Raw genomic sequence first — 19,885 nt, forward strand, 5'->3', positions numbered from 1 at the left:
CGCAGCTGTCCCATGGCGTCCCCCTCACCTCCGGGTTTCGCCGCCGACCCTACTCCTGCCCGTAGGCTTCGGGGAGTCGCGTGAAGGAGGCGAAGAGGGTGCCGGTGGAGATCACCTGGTGGGGTCACGCCACCTGCACGGTGGAGGACGCGAACACGCGGGTGCTGACCGATCCTCTGTTCGCCCGCCGGCTGGCGCATCTGCGGCGCCGCCAGGGCGCCGTACCGCCCGCCGAGGCCCGCCGCGCCGACCTGGTGCTCGTCAGCCATCTGCACGCCGACCATCTGCACCTGCCGTCGCTGGCCGGTCTCGCCCCGGGCACGCGCCTGCTCGTGCCCCGGGGCGCACAACGGTCGGTACCCGGTCTGCGCCGGCTGCGACGGCTGCGCGTCACCGAGGTGGCCCCCGGTGACGAGGTGCGGATAGGCGACCTGCACGTGCGGGTGGTGCCCGCCCTGCACGACGGACGGCGGCTGCCCGTGGGCCCGCACCGCTCACCCGCGCTCGGCTACGTCGTGACCGGCGAGGCGCGCACCTACTTCGCCGGTGACACGGGGCTGTTCGACGAGATGGCCGAGCTGGTCGGTTCGGTGGACGTGGCGCTGCTGCCGGTGGGCGGCTGGGGACCGTACCTCGGGGAGGGGCATCTGGACGCGGGGCGGGCGGCGCGGGCACTGGCCCGGCTGGCGCCGCGCGTCGCGGTGCCCGTGCACTACGGCACGTACTGGCCGATCGGGATGGACGCGGTGCGCCCGCACGAGTTCCACGCTCCGGGCGACGAGTTCGTACGGCTGGCGGCCGTGGCCGCCCCGCGGGTGGCGGTGCACAAGCTGGGACACGGGGAGAGCGTCCGGCTCGAGGTGGCTCGGTGAGCCGGCTGGCCTCGGCCGCGGTGCTCGCCGCCGCGTCCACCTCGACCGTGGCGCCCGGGACCACGGGACAGGCGCTCGGCTACCCGTCGTTGTTCCTGCTGGTGCTGATCGGCGCGCTGGTGCCGGTGGTGCCGACCGGGGCGCTGGTGAGCTCGGCGGCGGTGGTGGCGTTCCATCGGACGGCGCCGTTCTCCCTGGCCCTGCTGTTCGTCACGGCCTCGCTCGCCGCGTTCCTCGGGGACGTGGCGCTGTACTGGCTGGGCCGGCGCGGGATGCGCTCGAAGAACGGCTCACGCTGGCTGAAGGCGATCCGGTCGCGGGCGCCGGAGGAGCGGCTGGAGCAGGCGCGGGGGAAGTTGGCCGACCACGGGATCGCGGTTCTGGTCCTGTCCCGGCTGGTGCCCGCCGGCCGCATACCGGTGATGCTGGCCTGTCTGATGGCCGAGTGGCCGCTCAGACGGTTCGCCCGGGGAAATCTGCCGGCGTGTCTGGCGTGGGCGGTGACGTACCAGGTGATCGGGATTCTCGGCGGGTCGCTCTTCGAGGAGCCTTGGGAGGGCGTCGCGCTGGCGGTCGCGCTGACCGTGGTGATCAGCGTGGTGCCGGGGCTGGTACGACGGGTCCGGTGACGCCGCCGGAGTGGCTGGGCCGCGTTCGGAGGCGGACCGGAAGGCCGGCCGGGTGGACGTCTCGCCGCGGGCTCTTCGCACGCTCGCGTCACGGGCTCTCGCACGCTCACGCCCGGGCGCGCTCTCGTCAAGGGCTCTCGCCCGCTCGCCTCCCGGCGCGCTCTCGCGTCGGGCCCCGGCATGCTCGCGTCACGGGCCCCGGCACGCTCAAGAGGCGTCTTCCCCGAGCGCCTTGGAAGCTCCCACCGGGAGGTCCCACAGGTCCTCGCGCCGCAGTCCCGCCTTCTCCCAAGCCGTGCGGACCCGGGTGAGCGGTTCCAGGACGGGCTCGGCGGAGAGGATGAAGGTGCCCCAGTGCATGGGGGCCATGCGGCGGGCGCCCAGATCGAGGGTGGCCTGGACCGCCTCTTCGGGATCGCAGTGGACGTCGCTGAGCCACCAGCGGGGGTCGTAGGCGCCGATGGGCATGAGGGCGAGGTCGATGCCGGGGTGGCGGCGGCCGATGCGGGAGAACCAGTGGCCGTAGCCGGTGTCGCCCGCGAAGTACAGGCGCTGTCCGTCCGGGTCGGTGAGGACCCAGCCGCCCCAGAGGCTGTGACAGGTGTCGGTGAGGCTGCGCTTGGACCAGTGGTGGGCGGGCACGAAGTCGAAGCGGACGGAGGAGAGTTCCGCGCCCTCCCACCAGTCCAGCTCCGTGACACGGGTGAACCGGCGGCGGCGGAACCAGCGGCCGAGCCCCGCCGGCACGAACACCGGGGTGTCGCGCGGGAGCCGGCGCAGGGTGGGGGCGTCGAGGTGGTCGTAGTGGTTGTGGCTGATGACGACGGCGTCGACGTGGGGCAGCGCGTCCCAGGCGACGCCGACGGGGGTGATGCGGGCCGGGGTGCCGAGGATGCGGCGGGACCAGACGGGGTCGGTGAGGACGGTCAGACCGCCGATCCGCACGACCCAACTGGCGTGTCCCGCCCAGGTGACGGCGAGGGTGCGGGTGTCGACGCGGGGCAGCGGCGCCGGTTCGTACGGGAGCCGGGGCACGTCGGCGAGACCCTCCGGGCCGGGGCGCACGGCGCCTTCGCGGGCGAACCGGGCCAGGGCCTTCAGGCCGGGCAGGGGTGCGGTGAGCCGGTCGTGGAAGGTACGCGGCCAGATCCGCTCCTCACCGAGGGGGCGGGGCTCGGCCAGCGGTGGGAAAGGGGGCGTATGAGGGGCCGGAGCCTCGGCCGCACCGGCGGCAGCAGTCGAACCGGCGGCAGCAGTCGCCACCGTCGTCGCCGTCGTCACCGCCGCCGCCGTCGAAGTGGCGACCGTGGTGGGAGCGATGGCCGTGGGAGCGCTCGCCGACGCGGCGGTCAACGGAGTGGTGGCGACCGTGGGAGCGCTCGCCGACGCGGCGGTCACCGAGGTGGTGGTGGACGTGGGGGCGCTCGTCGACGTGGCGGTCGCAGGGTCGGTCGTCGCGGTGGTGGTGGTGGTCGTGGCCGATCCGGGCTCATGCGTCTGCTGCGTCATCGAGGAGGCTCCCATCGCTGAGCGTCGTCGCGGAGATCGTCGAAGACCGACCCCAAGGAGACCAACGCGCGTTGCAGGTGCGGCAGTTCCAGCGGTTCGGGGGACGTGAGGCACTCCGTGCGCTCCTCGTCCGTGCCCCCGAGCAGGGGCCCGGTGGCGAGCCGGACGCGCAGGGCCCCGAGGTCGTCTCCGAAGCGGTGGCCGCCGGGCGCGGGCATGCCGAGCCGCGCGGTGAGGAGATCCTCCAGTTCCTGTGCGTCGCCGACCCCCTGAGCGGCGAGCGGTTCGCGCAGCGGGCCGAGGTCGACGTACAGGTGACGACCGGCCTGGGGCGGACGGGCGAGCGCGCCGGCCCCGACGACCGCGGCGTACGCGGCGGCGGCCACACGCGCGTGCAGCCGTACGGTGGCCTCGCGGCGCTCGGTGACGGGCGCGGGTTCGTCCAGGGCGTATCCGGCGGCCGCGGCGACGGGGACGGGGATCCAGGCGCCGAGCGCGGTGAGGATGTCGAGCACGCGCGCGTGGAGGTGCTGTCCGGTCCCGGTGGCCGGGAAGCGGGCGATGGCGGCGGGCCAGCCGGGGGGCAGCAGGGCGCCGGCCAGATCGGTGACGACGGTGACCCGGTCGGGTCGCATCTCGGCGGGGCTGAGCAGCACGGTCGCGTGCGGGGCGTGCAGCGTGTCCCGCCACGTCTCGTCGCTGACCAGGTGCAGTCCCTCGGCGGTGGCGGCCTCGATGGTCTCGTGCAGCAGTTCGGGCGGGGCCACGGTGGCGGTGGGGTCGTCGGCGACGGACAGCACCAGCAGCCGCGGATCGCCGCCTTCGGCGCGGACCCGGCGGACGGTCTCCAGCAGGGCGTACGGGTCGGGGACGCCGCCGCTCTCCGCGGGCGTGGGCACGTGGAAGACGGGCCGGCCGAGCAGCCGGGCGTAGGGCGCCCACCAGGCGGCGCAGGGGCGGGGCGCGAGGACGTCCGCGCCGTCCCCGGCGAGGGCGGCGGTGACGGCGAGCAGCAGCGCGGGGGCGCCGGGGCCGGCGACCACCTGGTCGGGTACACAGGACAGTCCACGGCGGGTCCAGTAGCCGCAGGCCGCTTCCAGCAGTGCGGGGGCACCGCCGACGGGCTGGGCGTCGGCACGGTGCGCGGCGGCGGCGAGCACCGCGGACAGTTCGGGGAGTACCGGCAGGCCGTCGTCGGGCAGGGGCGGCCCGTAACGGACGGGGCCGTGGCCCTCGTGGTCCGTCCGCCGCATGTCCGCCTCCGCGCCTTCCGTGGTGCCGTGTGCCGCCCGGTCCGGGTCCTGCCGTCGCCGGGAGGCCGCCGTGTGATGCGTGTGCCCACCGGCACCGCCGGCCGTCCCGATCGTGCCGGTCGGTTCGGTCGTCGTACGGGGCGATTCGGTCGTGCCGGCCGGCTCGGTCGTCGTCCCGGCCGGCTCCTTCGTCGTCCCGGTGGGCTCGGCGGGCACCGTGCCCACCGGCTCTCGGCCGTGTCCCGGGTGGTCCGTCCGGTGCGTGTCGCCGCGCCGTCCGCCGTGGCCGCCCTCGCGCCCGGTGCTCTGCCCTCCTCGCCGTCTGCCTCCGTACCGTCGTGCCGTCCAAGGGGCGGGGTGCGTGGGGTCCTTGTTGTCGGTGTGCCCTCGGAAAGGTGAGTACCCGCCGGACGGCCCTCCATGGCCCGCGGCCGGTACCGAAGTCGGCCCGGTCACATACCCGTGGGCCGGTCTCAGGCGGACCGCCGGCGCCCGTGGATCCGGTAGGCGGCTCCGCCGCACGCGGCGGCGATGAACAGACCACCGGCCACGAGGGCCGGCACCGAGTCGTTGAACGAGCCTCCCGTTCCGGCGTCCACGCCGCCCTGCCCGGACGCCTGGGCACATCCGTCGGAAGCATGGGATCCGCGGCAGGCCTGCCCGTCCGGGCAGGGCGCGCCGCGGGACTCCTCGCACCAGCCGCCGTCCGCTGCGCAGGAGCCGGCTTCTGCGCCGGTTCCGGTGGCGCCCGTGCACTCCCGGCCGGTGTCCGCGCAGGGTCCCTTCTCCTTGCACGGGGACCCGTCCGGGCACGCCTCCCCGCGACAACCCGGTCCGTCGTCCCCACCCTGGCCGTCCTGGCCCTCGACTCCGCCCTTGCCGCCCTGGCCGTCCTGGCCCTCGACTCCGCCCTTGCCGCCCTGGCCGTCCCGGCCGTCCTGGCAGGTCTCCGCCCCCCGGCACTGGTCCCCGGCTCCGTCACCCCAGACGTCCCCGCCGTCCCCGCCGCCGGTGACGTCGTAGGTGGTGCTCCACGGTGTGCCCGGTCCGCCGGTGGCCGCCGGGCAGGCGCCACCCGCGGTCCGCTCCGCGTCCGGGGCGGTGCCGGCATCGCAGGCCGCGGACACGGGGGCGGAGCGGCCGGGCGGGGCGGAGGCGGAGCGGCCGGGCGGGGCGGAGGCGGGACCGGTGTCGGCGGCCGGATCCGCCGAGGCGGCAGGCCCGGCCAGCGCGAGCGCGGCACCGGCGACGAGGGCGACGGACAGGGCGCGTGCGGTGCGGCGCATAGGGCGGGCTCCTCGACGACTGCGGCGGACCGGTGGCGGTCGGGCGGGCGGTTCGACTGCGGCGGGCTGACGGCTGGTGGGGCGGTTCGACTACGGCGGGCTGACGGCTGGTCGGGCGGGCGGTACGCCGAGGCATCGGTACGGCGGCGGTACGGCCGTACGGCGTCCCGGGTACGGGGCACGGGCCGTGCCCTCGCTGCCCATCACAGCCCGCGCCGAGCCGTACCGCGCGCGGCCGGACCCCATTCGCGGGACACCCGCGGCCACCCGGGTGACGGGCGGACAGGCCGGCGGTCGGGTGACCGTGCGAGCCCCCGCACCACGCCCGCGGCGGCTTTCGGTGGTGGGCCGGGATCCCGCGGCCCCGGAGGTTTTCCGGCTCCGGCGCAGGTGACTCGGTATCCGTCGACCGGTATCCGTCGACCGGATCGTCCGCTTCGCACTGGACCGGGGAGGTCCCTCCATGAGCACCAAGGTCTCCGACCACATCCTCGAGCGGCTGCGTGCCTGGGGCGTCGAACAGGTCTTCGGCTATCCGGGCGACGGCATCAACGGGCTGCTCGCCGCCTGGGGCCGTGCCGACGACCGGCCCCGGTTCATCCAGTCCCGGCACGAGGAGATGTCCGCGTTCGAGGCCGTCGGGTACGCCAAGTTCAGCGGCCGGCTCGGTGTGTGTGCGGCGACCTCGGGACCGGGTGCGATCCACCTGCTCAACGGTCTGTACGACGCCAAGCTCGACCATGTGCCGGTACTGGCGATCGTCGGCCAGACGAACCGGAGCGCGATGGGCGGCTCCTACCAGCAGGAAGTGGACCTGCACACGCTGTACAAGGACGTCGCCTCGGAGTTCGTGGAGACGGTGACGGTCCCCGAGCAGCTGCCGAACGTGCTGGACCGCGCGATCCGCACCGCCTACGCGCGCCGCTGCCCGACCGCCCTGATCATCCCGGGCGACGTGCAGGAACTGGACTACTCGGCGCCGACGCACGACTTCAAGATGGTCCCCTCCAGCCTGGGCATGAGCGACTACACCGCGACGCCGACGGACGAGGCGCTGCGCCGGGCGGCGGACGTGCTGAACACGGGCGACAAGGTCGCGATCCTGGTGGGGCAGGGTGCATCGGGCGCGGTCGCCGAGGTCCAGGAGATCGCCGAGCTGCTCGGCGCGGGCGTCGCGAAGGCACTGCTGGGCAAGGACGTGCTGAGCGACGAGCTGCCCTACGTCACCGGGCCCATCGGCCTGCTGGGCAGCCGGCCGTCGTACGAGCTGATGCGCGACTGCGACACGCTGCTGACCATCGGGTCCTCGTTCCCGTACACGCAGTTCATGCCGGACTTCGGCAAGGCGCGGGGCGTGCAGATCGACATCGATCCGCACATGATCGGCATGCGCTACCCGTACGAGGTGAACCTCGTCGGCGACGCCCGGGCGACGCTGCGGCGGCTGATCCCGCTGCTGGAGACCGGCCGGGGCGGCCGCGAGTGGTACGACACGGTGTGCGCGAACGTGCGCCGCTGGCACGAGACGATGGACCGCCGGGCCGGGCAGTCGGCCGACCCGATCAACCCCGAGTACGTGGCCCGCGCGCTCGACCCGCTGCTGCCGGACAACGCGATCCTGACCTCCGACTCCGGTTCGGTCGCCAACTGGTACGCGCGGCACATCACCATGCGGCCGGGCATGCGCGGCTCGCTGTCCGGGACGCTGGCGACGATGGGGCCGGGGGTGCCGTACGCGATCGGCGCCAAGTTCGCCCACCCGGACCGGCCGGTGTTCGCGCTGGTCGGGGACGGGGCCATGCAGATGAACGGGCTGGCCGAGATGATCACCGCGGCGAAGTACCGGGACCGCTGGTCGGATCCGCGCCTGGTGGTGGCCGTGTGGAACAACCGCGATCTGAACCAGGTGACCTGGGAGATGCGGGCGATGGAGGGGGCTCCGTCGTTCCTGCCCTCGCAGCAGATCCCGGACGTGCAGTACGCGCAGTTCGCGCGCTCCCTGGGACTGACCGGCATCCGGGTGGAGAAGCCGGAGGAGGTCGAGGCCGGCTGGCGGGCGGCCCTGGAGGCCGACGGCCCGTCCGTCATCGAGTTCCTCACCGACCCCGCCGTACCTCCCGTCCCGCCGCACGCGAGCTGGGAGCAGATGGAGGCGACGGCCAAGTCGATCCTCAAGGGCGACGCGGACCGCGGCTCGATGGTCAGGCAGGGACTGAAGGCGAAGGTCCAGGAGTTCCTGCCGGGCCGCCAGAAGCAGTAGCGCGTCAGCGACGGTTCGACGTAATCCCGTGTCGGCTCCCGGCAGCCGGGTACGCGACGCGGACCTTCGATCCCGAGGAGGGAGACATGCAGCGAGGCAGCGACCGGTTGAACGTCCACCGGGACGACGAGATGAAGCACGAGCTGAAGGGTCTGCTGAGGTCCGGCCATCCGACACGGGTGGAGGAGTGGCACGATCCGGAGCCGGCCGCGGACGACGACCCGCAGGTCTGGAGCGGCCCGGTGGGCGGCCTGGGCTCGCCGGCGTCACTGGAGCGGATGCGGCTGGAGCTGGCCCGGAAGCTGGGCCGGCACGCCTTCCCCGCGAAGGCGGGCGAGCTGGCCCGGACCCTGCGTCGGGGCAACGCGCCGGGCACGCTGATCGACGCGGTGGCGGGCCTGCCGCACGGGGAACGCTACGAGAACGTGCAGCAGCTGGCGAAGGCGCTGGCGGGCGGCGAATGAGCCGAGCGCGCGGCCCGGCTCAGGGCCCGCCCGGCGGGCAGGCCCCTGCACACCGGGCTGGACGGCGACCGCGAGGTCGAGCCGGTGGAGCGGCGCATCCACGGCTTTCCGGAGGCGCTGCCCTTCGGCGGCCCGGCCTCGCCGATGTGTCCGCACGCCCACGAGGTCGGATCGCCGGCGCGAAGCGGGCGCGGGGACCCGGACGCGTGGCGTCCGGTCCCGCGCCGGCGCCCGCTGTCGCCCGGTCACCCGGCGGGCATCGGGCTCGCGATCGACGCGTTGTGCTCCCGCCGTACGGCGGGGAGCTGCTGCGCCGCCGGCGGGCGGCCAAGGACAGGAAGCGGCGCGCCCGGGCGGCATCGGCCGTCGCGCGTGCCGGGAAAGGAAGCTGAGGATCATGCGTATCGCGTTTCTGGTGGCGCCCGAGGGCGTCGAGCAGGTCGAGCTGACCGAGCCGTGGAAGGCGGTGTCGGACGCCGGGCACGAGCCGGTGCTGGTGTCGACGGACTCCGGGAAGATCCAGGCGTTCAACCATCTCGACAAGGCGGACACCTTCCCGGTGGACGAGGTGGTGGGCGAGGCGTCGGCCGGCTCGTACGGCGGTCTGGTGCTGCCGGGCGGGGTGGCCAACCCGGACTTCCTGCGGATGGACGCCGGGGCCGTCGCCTTCGTGAAGGACTTCTTCGACCAGGGCCGTCCGGTCGCCGCGATCTGCCACGCGCCCTGGACGCTGGTGGAGGCGGACGTCGTGCGCGGCCGGGTGCTGACGTCCTGGCCGAGTCTGCGGACGGACATCCGCAACGCGGGCGGCACCTGGGTGGACGAGCAGGTGAAGATCTGCGACCACGGCTCCAACAAGCTGGTGACCAGCCGCAAGCCGGACGACCTGAAGGCGTTCTGCGAGGCGTTCCTGCACGTGTTCGCCGGAGAGGCCGGCTGATCCGCGGCGGTCGACGGGTGAGGTGAAGGGCCGGCTCCCCGCCGGCCCTTTTCCCGTGCGCCGCCTTGTCCCGTGCGCCGCTTCCTGCGCGCCGCCTTGTCCCGTGCGCCGCCTCCTGTGCGCCGCCTTATCCCGTGCGCCGCCTCCTGTGCGCCGCCTTATCCCGTGCGCCGCCTCCTGTGCGCCGCCCTGTCCCGTCCGCCGCCCTATCCCGTGCGCCGCCTTCCCGTCCGCCGCCTTCCCCCTTGCGCGGCGTCGCGGGCAGCCGGGAGCCGGTCAGGTGCCGGGGGTGCCCGGGGTCGCCGCCTCGCCGCAGCCGCGCTCCCGGGCGCCCTCACGGGTGCGGGCCGCGCTCACCAGGCGGCGCGGGTTGCGGCGCAGGTATTCGCCCTCCAGCTGCGCCATGCGCTCGTTGTGGGCCCGCAGCGCGTCGTTGGAGCCGTACAGGAGGGTGTCGTGGCGCGTGCGGTGGATCGTCTCCAGCTCCTTCATGAGCTGCTGGTCGTCCAGTCGGCTGGGGTCGACTCCGGTCATGGTGGTCCCCGCTCGTCGTGGTTCGTGTCCGCGGTCCGGGTACCCGCCCGGATTGCATCGCCCCCGGGCGGTTCCGGGAGGAGTCCATGGAGCTCGCGTCTCTGGATCCACTGTACGAAGATCCGGCGTCCCGGGCCTCCGCGTGGGGCGCGCTGCCGCACCGGACGTGGCGAGGGGGACGGGCCCGGCCGGCTACCGGGCCCGTTCCACCCGGCGTTCGTCCCAGACCGGATCGGGCGTCTCGCGGACGCGTCCGTCGCTGCCGAAGACCAGGAAGCGGTCGAAGGAGCGGGCGAACCAGCGGTCGTGGGTGACCGCGAGAACCGTGCCGTCGAAGGCGTCCAGACCCTCCTGGAGGGCCTCAGCGGACTCCAGGTCGAGGTTGTCGGTGGGCTCGTCCAGCAGCAGCGCGGTGACGCCGGCGAGCTCCAGCAGCAGGATCTGGAAGCGGGCCTGCTGGCCGCCGGAGAGCCGGTCGAAGGACTGCTCGGCCTGCTGCGTCAGCTCGTAGCGGCGCAGCCGGGACATGGCGGCGCCCCGGTCCTGGGCGTGTTCCTTCCACAGGATGTCCAGCAGGGTGCGGCCCCGCAGTTCCGGGTGGGCGTGGGTCTGCGCGAAGTGACCGGGCACGACCCGCGCGCCCAGTCTGAACCCGCCCGTGTGCGCCACGTCCTCGCCGGCGAGGAGCCGCAGGAAGTGCGACTTGCCCGAGCCGTTGGAGCCGAGGACGGCGACCCGTTCGCCGTAGAAGACCTCCAGGTCGAACGGCTGCATCAGGCCGGTCAGCCCGAGTCGCTCGCAGGTGACGGCCCGCACGCCGGTGCGGCCGCCCTTGAGGCGCATCGTGATGTCCTGCTCACGGGGCGGCTCGGGGGGCGGGCCCGCCTCCTCGAACTTGCGCAGGCGGGTCTGCGCGGCCTGGTAGCGGGAGGCCATCTCATGGCTGACCGCGGCCGCCTGACGGAGGTTCAGCACCAGCTTCTTGAGCTGGGCGTGCTTCTCGTCCCAGCGGCGGCGCAACTCCTCGAACCGGGCGAAGCGTTCACGCCGGGCCTCGTGGTAGGTGGCGAAGCCGCCCCCGTGCACCCAGGCGTCCGCACCGGCCGGCCCCGGCTCGACGGAGACGATCTTCTCGGCGGCGCGGGCGAGGAGTTCCCGGTCGTGGGAGACGAAGAGCACCGTCTTGCGGGTCTCCTTGAGCTGTTCCTCCAGCCAGCGTTTGCCGGGGACGTCGAGGTAGTTGTCCGGCTCGTCCAGCAGCAGCACCTCGTCGGTGCCGCGCAGCAGCGCCTCCAGCACGAGGCGTTTCTGCTCACCGCCCGAGAGGGTGCGCACCTGCCGGAACTGGGCGCGCTCGTACGGCGTGCCGAGTGCGGCGGTGGTGCACATGTCCCACAGGGTCTCGGCTTCGTAGCCGCGGACCTCGGCCCAGTCGGAGAGCGCCTGCGCGTACTTCAGCTGCGCGGCCTCGTCGTCGACGGTCATGATGGCGTGCTCGGCCTCGTCCACCGCAGCCGCCGCCTCGCGGATGCGGGGCGGGGCGACGGACACGAGGAGGTCCCGTACGGTCGTCTCGTCGCGTACGGAGCCCACGAACTGGCGCATCACGCCGAGGCCACCACTGACGGTGACGGTGCCGCCGTGCGGTTTCAGCTCGCCGGAGATCAGCCGGAGCAGGGTGGTCTTGCCGGCGCCGTTGGGGCCGACCAGGGCGACGGCGGCGCCTTCGCCGACCCGGAAGGACACGTCCCCGAGCAGGGCCCTCCCATCGGGCAGGTAGTACTCGAGGTGCGCGGCTTCCAGATGTCCCATGGGGCGCATTCTGCGGGCCGGTCCGGACCCGGGGCAAACCCATATCCGGCGCTCCCCCCGTCACCGGCGCCCGGCGCACCGGCGCCCCCGCCCACCCCGCCGTGTCCAGGGGCTCCCCGCCGGACGCACCGGCGTCCCGTCACCCCGCCGTGTCCAGCGGCTCCCCCGCCGGGCCGGCCTCATCGGCCGGCACCACGGCGGCGCCCTGCCAGGTCAGGGCTTTCCATCCGTCCGAGGGGGAGCCTTCGAGGACGACCACGCCGGTGTTCGCCAGCGGACGGGCGGCGGCGAAGGCGACGTCCACGTTGCCGGCGCGGGCTGCGGTCCACACCCGGATCGCGGCACCGTGGCTGATCATGGCGACGGTCCGGGCGCCGCCGGCGGCGGCCTCGGCGATCACGGCGTCGTACCGGGCGAGGAACTCCCCGCCGCTCTCCCCGCCGGGAATGCGCAGGGTGGTCTCACCGGCCGCCCACGCGAACACCGTGCGGAGGTACCGCTCGCCCTCGGGCGAGTGCCCCGGCCGCATCTCCAGGTCGCCGGCGGACACCTCGCGGATGCCGCCCCGGACGATCACGCCGAGGCCGCGGGCGGCGGCCAGCGGGGCGGCGGTGAGCCGGGTGCGGGTCAGGGGGGAGGCGTACAGGGCCTCGATGTCCTCGTCGCCGAGCGCCTCGGGCAGGGCCGCGGCCTGCGCCTCGCCGAGCGGGGTCAGCCCCGGGCCCGGCACGGCCGTGTCCAGCAGGTGATCCACGTTGGAGGGGGTCTGGCCGTGGCGGACCAGGAGCAGGCGCATCCGGGCAACCTCCGTCACAGGACTTCCGCACCGGTCGCGCCCGGCGCACGGGGACACAAGAAACGAGCACTTCAGGGTAACCGCACCCCATGAACGCAGACCTTGACCTGACCGCCCTGCAGACCGGCCGCAACGCCCTGCGCGGGCTGCTCCGTCTCGACTCCCGGGTGTTCGAGGCGGCGGCCGCCTGGCACTGGCCCGGCGCCGAGCGGGTGCTGCCCCGGCTCAGCCGCAGCGCGAACCACGGGGTGCTGTGGTCCGCCACGGCAGCGGCGATGGCCGCGAGCCGCACCCCCCGGGCGCGCCGGGCCGCCGTGCGGGGACTGGCTTCTCTGGGCCTGGCCTCGCTGACGATCAACACCATCGGCAAGCGTTCGGTGCGCCGGGCCCGGCCCGGGCTGGACCCGGTGCCGCTGGTGCGGCGGCTGAAGCGGCAGCCGATCACGACCTCGTTCCCGTCCGGCCACGCGGCGTCGGCGGCCGCGTTCGCCACCGGGGTCGCGCTGGAGTCGCCGGCGTGGGGCGCCGCGGTGGCGCCGGTGGCGCTCTCGGTGGCGGCGTCCCGCGTGTACACCGGGGTGCACTTCCCGAGCGACGTGCTGGCCGGCGCGGCGCTCGGGGTGGGTGCCGCCTTCCTGGTACGGCGCCTGGTGCCGACCCGGGCACAGCTGTGGCAGCAGGCCCGGCCGCGGGCCGACGCGCCGGCCCTGGTCGAGGGCGAGGGCCTGGTGATGGTCGCCAACCAGGCGTCGGGCACGGCGGAGCGGGTGCGCGCCCTGCACGACGCGCTGCCGAAGGCCGAGGTCGTCGAGTGCGCGCCGGAGGAGGTCGGGGACGCGCTGGAGAAGGCGGCGGCCCGGGCGCGGGTGCTCGGGGTGTGCGGTGGCGACGGCACGGTCAACGCGGCCGCGCGGATCGCCCTGAGCCACGGTCTGCCGCTCGCGGTGCTGCCCGGCGGCACCCTCAACCACTTCGCCTACGACCTCGGGGTGGAGGACGAGCGCGATCTGGCCCAGGCGATCCGGCACGGCGAGGCGGTGCGGGTGGACGCCGGCCGGTTCGCCACCGCCGACGGCGAGGGGCTGTTCCTGAACACGCTGAGCCTGGGCGTCTACCCGGAGCTGGTGCGCGAGCGGGAGCGCTGGTCGCACCGGATCGGCGGCTGGCCGGCCGGGGTGCTCGGCGCGCTGCGGGTGCTGCGCGCCGACCGGCATCCGCTGGAGGTGGAGGTGAGCGGGGAGCGACGGCCCCTGTGGCTGCTGTTCGTCGGCAGCGGTGTCTACCACCGCATGGGGCTCGCCCCCGGCCGCCGTACGGATCTGGCGGACGGGCTGCTGGACGTGCGGGTGGTGCACGGCAGCCGCCGGCCGGCGCTCCGGCTGCTCGCCGCGGCCGTGGCGGGCCCGCTGACCCGCTCCCCCGCGCACGCGGCGGTCCAGGTGAACCGGCTGCGGCTGACGGGCCTCGCGCCCGGCACCCCGCTGGCCTACGACGGCGAGGTCACCGCGGTATCGGGCGAGGTGTCGCTGGAGAAGCTGCCCGAGGCCCTGACGGTCTACCGCCCGCTGCGCACCACGCCCTGACGCCCTCGGGCCCCGAAGCCCTGAGGGCCTCGATCTGACAAACCGTCAGTCCATATGGCAGAACACGAGTCTCATCATTCGGCATGCGCCCGTACCGTGAGCCGTACCGCCGGCGGCGCCGCACACAGCAGCGGGGGGCCGGTACGACGAGAAGGGGCTGAGCCATGCCGGAAGCACGGGAGACCGCCGTCTACACGCACGGGCACCACGAGTCGGTGCTGCGCTCGCACACGTGGCGCACCGCCGCCAACTCCGCGGCCTACCTGCTCGGCTCGCTCAAGCCCCACATGAGGATCCTGGACATCGGATGCGGCCCGGGGACCATCACCGCGGATCTGGCGGAACTGGTCCCCGACGGCCACGTCACCGGCGTCGACCAAGCACCCGCGATCCTGGGGCAGGCGCGCGCCACCGTCGCCGCACGCGGCCTCGGCAACGCCGACTTCGCGGTCGCGGACGTCCACGCCCTGGACTTCCCGGACGACGCCTTCTGCGTGGTCCACGCCCATCAGGTGCTCCAGCACGTCGGCGACCCGGTGCAGGCGCTGCGCGAGATGCACCGGGTGACGAAGCCGGGCGGGTTCATCGCCGTGCGCGACGCGGACTACGCGGCGATGACCTGGTACCCGGCGTCCGACGGCCTGGACGACTGGCTCGCGCTGTACGAGCGGGTGGCCCGTGCCAACGGCGGCGAGCCCGACGCCGGGCGCCGGCTGAAGGCATGGGCACTGGCCGCCGGCATCGGCGACATCACGGCCACCACAGGCACCTGGACGTTCGCCACTGCCGAGGAACGGGCCTGGTGGAGCGGCCTGTGGGCGGACCGCACCGTCGCCTCCGCCTACGCCGAGCGGGCCACGCGAGGCGGCCACGCCACCGCCGGTGAACTGCGTGCGGTGGCGCGGGCCTGGCGGGACTGGGGCGCGCGGGAGGACGGCTGGTTCGCCGTCCTGCACGGCGAGATCCTGTGCCGCAAGGCGGCCTGACGCCGCCGCGCCCGGTTCACTCGCGGGGCAGCAGCGGGCCGAGCGGCCCGAGGTCCAGATTCAGGTCCTCGGGCCGCAGCCCGTAGCGGTCCCGGAGCTCGGCCATGCGGTCCTCCAGGAGCATCAGGGTGAGCCCGATGCGCTCCTCCTGCTCCTCGGACAGCTCGCCGGTGTCGAAACGGCGCACCGCCTGCCGTTCCATCAGCTGGCGCAGCAGCTCCACCACGGTGAGCACGAGTTTCACCAGGTCCCGCTCGACCGTGTCGGGTTCGAGATCGAGTCGCTTGCGCGGGCCGCTCGCGGTCATGGCGACTCCTCGAAGGGCGAGCGGACCTGCTCGTTCACCGAGCTGATCAGGGCGTTCAGGTCGATACGCACCAGGTCGACGTCCGCGATGCGCAGCGTCAGATCGCCCGTGATGACGACTCCGCCGGCCAGCAGCCGGTCGAGCAGATCGACGAGCGCGATCTCACGCCGTTCCACGACGGTCACCGCTCGGCCCCCGATTCCTCTTCAGTGAACGAATAGGCGGCCCAGGGCCCGGTGAGTTCCACCCGGATTCCCGGCACCTCGTCCTTGGTGCGGTCGACCAGCTCCACGAACTCCTCGGAGTTCGCCCGGGTCACCAGGTAGGCCCCGTTGAGCACGTTCTGCCCCGGCGCGGTGGACAGCGCCGCGTTCTGCGGTGCGTGCAGCCGGGAGTCCTCGGCCTGCCGGGCGAGCCGCTCGTGCAGGGACCGCGCGAACGCCTCCGCCCGCTGCCACTTCTCCTCGTGTGCGTGGCTGCGCTCGCGCCGCCGGCGCAGATAGTCGCGGCCGCTGGCCGGCTTGGCCGCGGCGGGTGCGGGCTCGGTCTGTTCGGGCTCCGGCTCGACGTAGACCTTCACCCCCCACTCCACCCGGCCCGCCAGCCGGTCGAGAGCGCGCCGGAAGCCGTCCTCGCCGGCCTCGATCATCGCGCGGACCCCGCTGCAGTCCCGGAACACGGTGGCGAGCCGCAGCGGCAGCGGAGTGGTGACCGTCGCGAGCGCGTCGATCACGCCCTGGTGGGCGCGGGCGGTCGCGGCCAGCCAGTCCAGGTCCTCCAGGTGGGCCTTGAGGGCCTCCTCGGAGAAGTCGGCCTCGGAGACGCTGCTGACGACCGCGACCAGGCCGTGGTGGTGCAGCAGCGCGGGTGGGGCGCCCCCGATGCCGGTGAGCTGGGACTGCAGCGGGAGGTCGAAGGGGCGGCAGACGGCGTACACATATCGCAGTCCGGTCATGGTGCCTCCTCCTTCTTCTGCTTGCGGCCCGGCTCAAGTTCCAGCTCCTCCAGCCGGGCCAGGCGTTCGCGCAGCTCGGCGTTCTCCCGGGCCAGCTCGTCGCGGCGGGCCCGGGAGGAGAGGGCGGGGTCGGTCTCCCACCAGTCGATCCCCATCTCCTTGGCCTTGTCCACCGAGGCGACGATGAGCCTGAGCTTGATCGTCAGCAGCTCGATGTCGAGCAGGTTGATGCGGATGTCACCCGCGATGACGATCCCCTTGTCGAGCACCCGCTCGAGGATGTCGGCGAGGTTGGCGCCGCTGCTCTGGCCGTACGGTTCGGGGAATCGGCTGGGAGTCGTCATCGACGGCTCCCGCCCTCGGCGTACTCCGGCTCCTCTTCTTCCTCGTACTCGCCTTCCGGCTCCTCGCCCTCCTCGTACTCGCCCTCGGGCTCCTCATCCTCCTCGTACTCGCCCTCGGGCTCCTCGCCCTCCTCGTACTCGTCCTCTTCGGGCTCCTCGGACTCCTCGGACTCCTCGGTCTCGTCCTCGTCCCGGTATCGCTCGGGCTCGCCCTCCTCCTCGCCCTCTTCCTCGTCCTCGTACTCCTCGGAGTCCTCGGAGTCTTCGGAGTCCTCGGAGTCCTCGTCGCCGGTCGTCTCGGCTTCCTGCTCCTCCTCGGCGACGGCGTCCTCGTGGCTCTTGACCACCTCGCCGTCGCGGATCTCGCCGCGCCAGGCGTCCTCCGCCTCGCCCTTGATGGTGATGAACCGGGCGAAGTTCTTCAGGTCCAGCCGGGCCCTGCGGCCCTGGGCGCGCCAGATGTTTCCGGTCTTCTCGAACAGGCCCGTCGGGTAGTACTCGATGACCAGCAGGACCCGGGTGAGGTTCTCCTCCAGCCGGTGGAAGGAGACCACGCCCTTGGTGGTGCCCTTGGCGCCCTCGGACGTCCACTGGATGCGGTAGTCGGGTATCTGCTCGGTGGTCTGCGCCTTCCAGCTGCGGCTGGACCAGAAGATCTTCGCCTGCCAGTCGGAGTGGGTGTCGTCGGAGCGGCTGGCGCTCTTGACGCCCTTGGCGAAGCTGCTGAAGCTCTGGTACTGGGTCCACTGGTCGTAGGCGGTGCGCAACGGCACGCCGACGTCGATGGACTCCATGATGACGGTCGGCTTCTTGCCCGCCCCGCCCTTCTTGCCCTTGCCACCCCCGAGGTTTCTGACCGCGTCCATCACGTTCTCCTTGGCGCGGGAGGCGCCCAGCTCCAGGGCGGAGCGCAGCGGACCCTTGCCCTCGGCGATCTTGCGGCCGCCGTCGAGCGCGAGCTTGGCGAAGCCGGGGCTGTTGCCTTCGGCTATGTCGTTGAGCTTGTTGGTGGTCTCGCCGAGTTTGCGGCCGAGTCCGGTGAGCATCTTCGTGGCCTGCGCGGAGAGGAACTCCTGCGCCTCCGCCTTCAGCCGGTCGGCGGCCTCGCTGTGCGCGAGGTCGGTCAGGGGATTGTCGCTGGCCTTGCCCGCGGCCTTGCCGGCCGTGGAGGTGGCCGATCCGACGGTCTCGGTCATCGGTCATCGCCGCCCTTCGGGCCCCTGGACGCGGCGCCGCGTGCGGCGCCACCGGCCGCGGCCGTCTTCTTCGCGGCCGTCTTGCGGCCCGCGCTCGTCTTCTTGGCGGCCGTCTTCTTGGCCGGAGCCTTGTCGGCCGCCTTCTTGGCCGGCGCCTTCGCGGCGGCCTTCTTGGCGGGGGCCTTCTTGGCCGCCCGCTTCCTGGGCGGGCCGTCACCGCGGTCCCCGTCGTCGTCCCTGGACCGGCCCTCGCGCCCGGACCGCTCCTCGCCGGTGTCCTCGTCGTCCCCGGCCTCGTCGCGCGGCTCCTCCTCGTCGCGCGGCTCTTCCTCGTCGTCGGAGCCGGATTCCGGCACCACGCCGTTCAGCTCGTCACGCACCTGGGCGGTACGGCCGTGCAGCCGGTCGGCGAGCGTGTTCATCTGCCGCTCGACCATGGCCCCGGAGGCGGCCTTGCCGACCCCCCGCAGGTCCTGGCGCAGCTGGTCCCCGATCTCCTTGAACTGGGGGTTGTTCTTCAGCTGCTGGCTCACCACGTCCGCGATCATCTTGGGACTGAGGTTGAGCTTCTTGCCGGCCACCAGGGAGCCGACCGCCAGCGCCATTTTCAGTTTCTTGGTACGTCCCAGCAGGTATCCGGCCCCTACCGCGAGGCCCAGTGTCGTTCGGTTCATAGTCCCGTCCCGTTGCCTGTGGTGTCGCCGGAGCCCATGGCTGTCTCCAGCCGGTCGAGCAGTTCGTCCTCGCGCCGGTCGAACTCCTCCTCGGTGATCTCACCCGCCTCCAACTGCTCTTCGAGACGGGCGAGTTCGGCCCGGACGGTGGCGGGGTCGTAGTAGATCCGTTCCGCCTCGTGGAGTACCTGTCTGATGGCCCACGCGCTGCCGCGCACGGGCGCGAACGGCAGCATCAGCACTTCGCCGATCAGTCCCACGGTGTTCTCCTTCCGTTCGGGCCCGGAGCGCTACTGCACGCCTGCGTCCGCGCCGGCCGCGCTGCCCGCCGGCTCGGCGGGCCCGGGCTCCACGAAGCTGTAGGGCGGCAGCGGCCCGTTCACGCGCAGGTCCAGATGGGCATGGCCCTTGCGGACCTGCTCGACGGCGGCCAGGAAGGCCTCGGCCGAGTCCCGGGCCACCAGGAACGAGACGTTGAGCAGCCAGCCGGTGGACTCGGGGCCCACGCTGAGCGCCGCGGCGGCCGGCTCCAGCAGGCCCTGCACCTCGTTCGCGTCCGCGGTCTCCCGGGCCTTGACACCGGCCGCGACCATCTCGCCCAGGCGGATCTTGTCGTCGTAACTACCCCCGCCGGAGCGGCGGTTGGCCTCCGCAAGCTCGCGCACCTCGGCGTTCTCGGCCATCACGAGGTGCAGCACGGCCTCCTCCACATGGGAGGCCTTGACGTTGTACTCGACCTTGCCGTCCAACTCCCGCAGCCGTTCCCGGTAGTGCTCCGCCCGGTCGGTGAGCACCTGGGTGACGGAGTCGTCGTCGGGGGCGACGCTGCCGAAGCGCATGGGCAGGACACAGCCGGCCGCGCCGGTCTCGGCGAGCACGTTCTGGTGGGCGAGCAGGTCACGGCGCTTGGGGCGCAGGCCCTCGGGGGCGTCGCTGACCACGGCGGTCAGTTCGCCGGCGGTGAGGAGGCGCACCGGGAGGGGCGGCTCGCCCACGCCGGTCATGCCCTCGGGGAGCGCCGGGTGCGACCGGGCCGTGATGCCGTAGACGTACGTGCTCACTCCTGCTCCTCCTTACGGCGTGCGGGGGCCTTGCGGGGACGCTGCCGCGACTCGCCCTGGCCTTCGCCGCGGGCCTGGCTGAAGGCGTCGGATATGGTCTCGGCGGCGCCGGACAGAGCGCCCTTGGACTTGCCGCGGGCACCGGACTCGGTGACCTCGCCGACGATCTCGGGCAGGCCCGGGCTCTTGTTCGGGCCGGACTCCAGGTCGAGGCGGTTGCAGGCCTCGGCGAAGCGCAGATAGGTGTCGACGCTGGCCACGACGACCCGGACGTCGATCTTCAGGATCTCGATGCCGACCAGAGAGACACGTACGAACGCGTCGATGACGAGCCCCCTGTCGAGGACCAGCTCAAGTACGTCGTAGAGGCCGCTGCTGCCGCCTCCGCCTCCGGTCTGCTGTGCCGGAACTACAGTCATGCCGG

The 19,885-nt window shown here is 73.5% G+C and carries 22 protein-coding genes; 7 read left to right on the forward strand and 15 right to left on the reverse strand.

What is annotated here, in order from left to right; translation table 11 throughout:
• Positions 1–98: 98 nt before the first annotated feature.
• Both ACGFT2_RS05675 and ACGFT2_RS05680 read left to right on the forward strand, forming a co-directional pair.
• On the forward strand, positions 99–872 hold the full coding sequence (locus tag ACGFT2_RS05675; protein WP_393273906.1) for an MBL fold metallo-hydrolase: 774 nt from the start codon (positions 99–101) through the stop codon (positions 870–872).
• Positions 869–1,501: a DedA family protein gene (locus ACGFT2_RS05680; RefSeq protein WP_393273772.1), complete on the forward strand. Its 633-nt coding sequence runs from the start codon at positions 869–871 to the stop codon at positions 1,499–1,501. The genes ACGFT2_RS05675 and ACGFT2_RS05680 overlap by 4 nt, the downstream gene beginning before the upstream one ends.
• Positions 1,502–1,708: 207 nt before the next feature.
• Here the strand turns inward: ACGFT2_RS05680 and ACGFT2_RS05685 are convergent, their stop codons facing one another.
• The 3 genes from ACGFT2_RS05685 to ACGFT2_RS05695 all read right to left on the reverse strand — a co-directional run bounded on the left by ACGFT2_RS05685 (position 1,709) and on the right by ACGFT2_RS05695 (position 5,549).
• Complete coding sequence (locus tag ACGFT2_RS05685) at positions 1,709–3,010, reverse strand: MBL fold metallo-hydrolase (RefSeq protein ID WP_393273774.1); 1,302 nt, start codon at positions 3,008–3,010, stop codon at positions 1,709–1,711.
• Positions 3,007–4,263, reverse strand: a complete 1,257-nt coding sequence (locus ACGFT2_RS05690; protein ID WP_393273907.1) for an aminotransferase class I/II-fold pyridoxal phosphate-dependent enzyme — start codon at positions 4,261–4,263, stop codon at positions 3,007–3,009. The genes ACGFT2_RS05685 and ACGFT2_RS05690 overlap by 4 nt, the downstream gene beginning before the upstream one ends.
• Positions 4,264–4,736: 473 nt before the next feature.
• Complete coding sequence (locus ACGFT2_RS05695; RefSeq protein ID WP_393273776.1) at positions 4,737–5,549, reverse strand: hypothetical protein; 813 nt, start codon at positions 5,547–5,549, stop codon at positions 4,737–4,739.
• 463 nt (positions 5,550–6,012) lie between these two features.
• Between ACGFT2_RS05695 and ACGFT2_RS05700 the strand changes: the two genes are divergently transcribed.
• From ACGFT2_RS05700 to ACGFT2_RS05710, 3 genes are all read left to right on the forward strand, one after another.
• Complete coding sequence (locus tag ACGFT2_RS05700; protein WP_393273778.1) at positions 6,013–7,809, forward strand: thiamine pyrophosphate-requiring protein; 1,797 nt, start codon at positions 6,013–6,015, stop codon at positions 7,807–7,809.
• An 86-nt stretch (positions 7,810–7,895) separates the two neighbouring features.
• Positions 7,896–8,273 (forward strand): DUF2795 domain-containing protein, encoded by a 378-nt coding sequence (locus ACGFT2_RS05705; protein ID WP_393273780.1) that lies wholly within the window; start codon positions 7,896–7,898, stop codon positions 8,271–8,273.
• Positions 8,274–8,670: 397 nt separating this feature from the next.
• Positions 8,671–9,213 carry a type 1 glutamine amidotransferase domain-containing protein gene (locus tag ACGFT2_RS05710; protein ID WP_393273781.1) on the forward strand — a complete coding sequence of 181 codons (543 nt, stop codon included), beginning with the start codon at positions 8,671–8,673 and terminating at the stop codon, positions 9,211–9,213.
• Positions 9,214–9,489: 276 nt separating this feature from the next.
• Here ACGFT2_RS05710 and ACGFT2_RS05715 read toward each other — a convergent pair whose 3' ends face one another.
• From ACGFT2_RS05715 to ACGFT2_RS05725, 3 genes are all read right to left on the reverse strand, one after another.
• Positions 9,490–9,747: a DUF6158 family protein gene (locus tag ACGFT2_RS05715; RefSeq protein WP_393273783.1), complete on the reverse strand. Its 258-nt coding sequence runs from the start codon at positions 9,745–9,747 to the stop codon at positions 9,490–9,492.
• 192 nt (positions 9,748–9,939) lie between these two features.
• Positions 9,940–11,559, reverse strand: coding sequence for an ABC-F family ATP-binding cassette domain-containing protein (locus ACGFT2_RS05720; RefSeq protein WP_393273785.1), 1,620 nt, complete (start codon positions 11,557–11,559; stop codon positions 9,940–9,942).
• 139 nt (positions 11,560–11,698) lie between these two features.
• A complete protein-coding gene (locus tag ACGFT2_RS05725; RefSeq protein ID WP_393273787.1) occupies positions 11,699–12,355 on the reverse strand; it encodes a histidine phosphatase family protein in 657 nt (218 codons plus the stop codon).
• A gap of 89 nt (positions 12,356–12,444) precedes the next feature.
• Here ACGFT2_RS05725 and ACGFT2_RS05730 point away from each other — a divergent pair, with 89 nt between their 5' ends.
• Together ACGFT2_RS05730 and ACGFT2_RS05735 are read left to right on the forward strand one after the other, a co-directional pair.
• Positions 12,445–13,938 carry a bifunctional phosphatase PAP2/diacylglycerol kinase family protein gene (locus ACGFT2_RS05730; RefSeq protein ID WP_393273789.1) on the forward strand — a complete coding sequence of 498 codons (1,494 nt, stop codon included), beginning with the start codon at positions 12,445–12,447 and terminating at the stop codon, positions 13,936–13,938.
• Between the two features lie 164 nt (positions 13,939–14,102).
• Positions 14,103–14,924 carry a class I SAM-dependent methyltransferase gene (locus tag ACGFT2_RS05735; RefSeq protein WP_393273790.1) on the forward strand — a complete coding sequence of 274 codons (822 nt, stop codon included), beginning with the start codon at positions 14,103–14,105 and terminating at the stop codon, positions 14,922–14,924.
• Between the two features lie 16 nt (positions 14,925–14,940).
• On the opposite strand, the gene ACGFT2_RS05740 is transcribed toward ACGFT2_RS05735, so the two are convergent.
• From ACGFT2_RS05740 to ACGFT2_RS05780, 9 genes are read right to left on the reverse strand one after another with little or no spacing between them, the layout of a single operon-like run.
• The gene (locus ACGFT2_RS05740; RefSeq protein ID WP_393273792.1) at positions 14,941–15,231 is read right to left on the reverse strand and encodes a gas vesicle protein K; all 291 of its coding nucleotides are present in this window, start codon (positions 15,229–15,231) and stop codon (positions 14,941–14,943) included.
• On the reverse strand, positions 15,228–15,416 hold the full coding sequence (locus tag ACGFT2_RS05745) for a gas vesicle protein (RefSeq protein ID WP_393273794.1): 189 nt from the start codon (positions 15,414–15,416) through the stop codon (positions 15,228–15,230). Before ACGFT2_RS05745 ends, ACGFT2_RS05740 begins: the two co-directional genes overlap by 4 nt.
• Positions 15,413–16,186, reverse strand: coding sequence for a GvpL/GvpF family gas vesicle protein (locus ACGFT2_RS05750; RefSeq protein ID WP_393273795.1), 774 nt, complete (start codon positions 16,184–16,186; stop codon positions 15,413–15,415). The genes ACGFT2_RS05745 and ACGFT2_RS05750 overlap by 4 nt, the downstream gene beginning before the upstream one ends.
• Positions 16,183–16,530, reverse strand: coding sequence for a gas vesicle protein (locus ACGFT2_RS05755; RefSeq protein ID WP_393273797.1), 348 nt, complete (start codon positions 16,528–16,530; stop codon positions 16,183–16,185). The genes ACGFT2_RS05750 and ACGFT2_RS05755 overlap by 4 nt, the downstream gene beginning before the upstream one ends.
• Positions 16,527–17,726 carry an SRPBCC family protein gene (locus tag ACGFT2_RS05760; protein WP_393273798.1) on the reverse strand — a complete coding sequence of 400 codons (1,200 nt, stop codon included), beginning with the start codon at positions 17,724–17,726 and terminating at the stop codon, positions 16,527–16,529. Before ACGFT2_RS05760 ends, ACGFT2_RS05755 begins: the two co-directional genes overlap by 4 nt.
• Positions 17,723–18,400, reverse strand: coding sequence for a DNA primase (locus ACGFT2_RS05765; RefSeq protein WP_393273799.1), 678 nt, complete (start codon positions 18,398–18,400; stop codon positions 17,723–17,725). Before ACGFT2_RS05765 ends, ACGFT2_RS05760 begins: the two co-directional genes overlap by 4 nt.
• Positions 18,397–18,660, reverse strand: a complete 264-nt coding sequence (locus ACGFT2_RS05770; protein WP_393273801.1) for a gas vesicle protein GvpG — start codon at positions 18,658–18,660, stop codon at positions 18,397–18,399. Before ACGFT2_RS05770 ends, ACGFT2_RS05765 begins: the two co-directional genes overlap by 4 nt.
• A gap of 30 nt (positions 18,661–18,690) precedes the next feature.
• Complete coding sequence (locus tag ACGFT2_RS05775; RefSeq protein ID WP_393273803.1) at positions 18,691–19,461, reverse strand: GvpL/GvpF family gas vesicle protein; 771 nt, start codon at positions 19,459–19,461, stop codon at positions 18,691–18,693.
• Positions 19,458–19,880: a gas vesicle structural protein GvpA gene (locus ACGFT2_RS05780; protein ID WP_393273805.1), complete on the reverse strand. Its 423-nt coding sequence runs from the start codon at positions 19,878–19,880 to the stop codon at positions 19,458–19,460. The genes ACGFT2_RS05775 and ACGFT2_RS05780 overlap by 4 nt, the downstream gene beginning before the upstream one ends.
• Between the last annotated feature and the right edge of the window lie 5 nt (positions 19,881–19,885).

This window comes from Streptomyces sp. NPDC048514, assembly GCF_043199955.1.
In the GTDB taxonomy this organism is placed as follows: domain Bacteria; phylum Actinomycetota; class Actinomycetes; order Streptomycetales; family Streptomycetaceae; genus Streptomyces.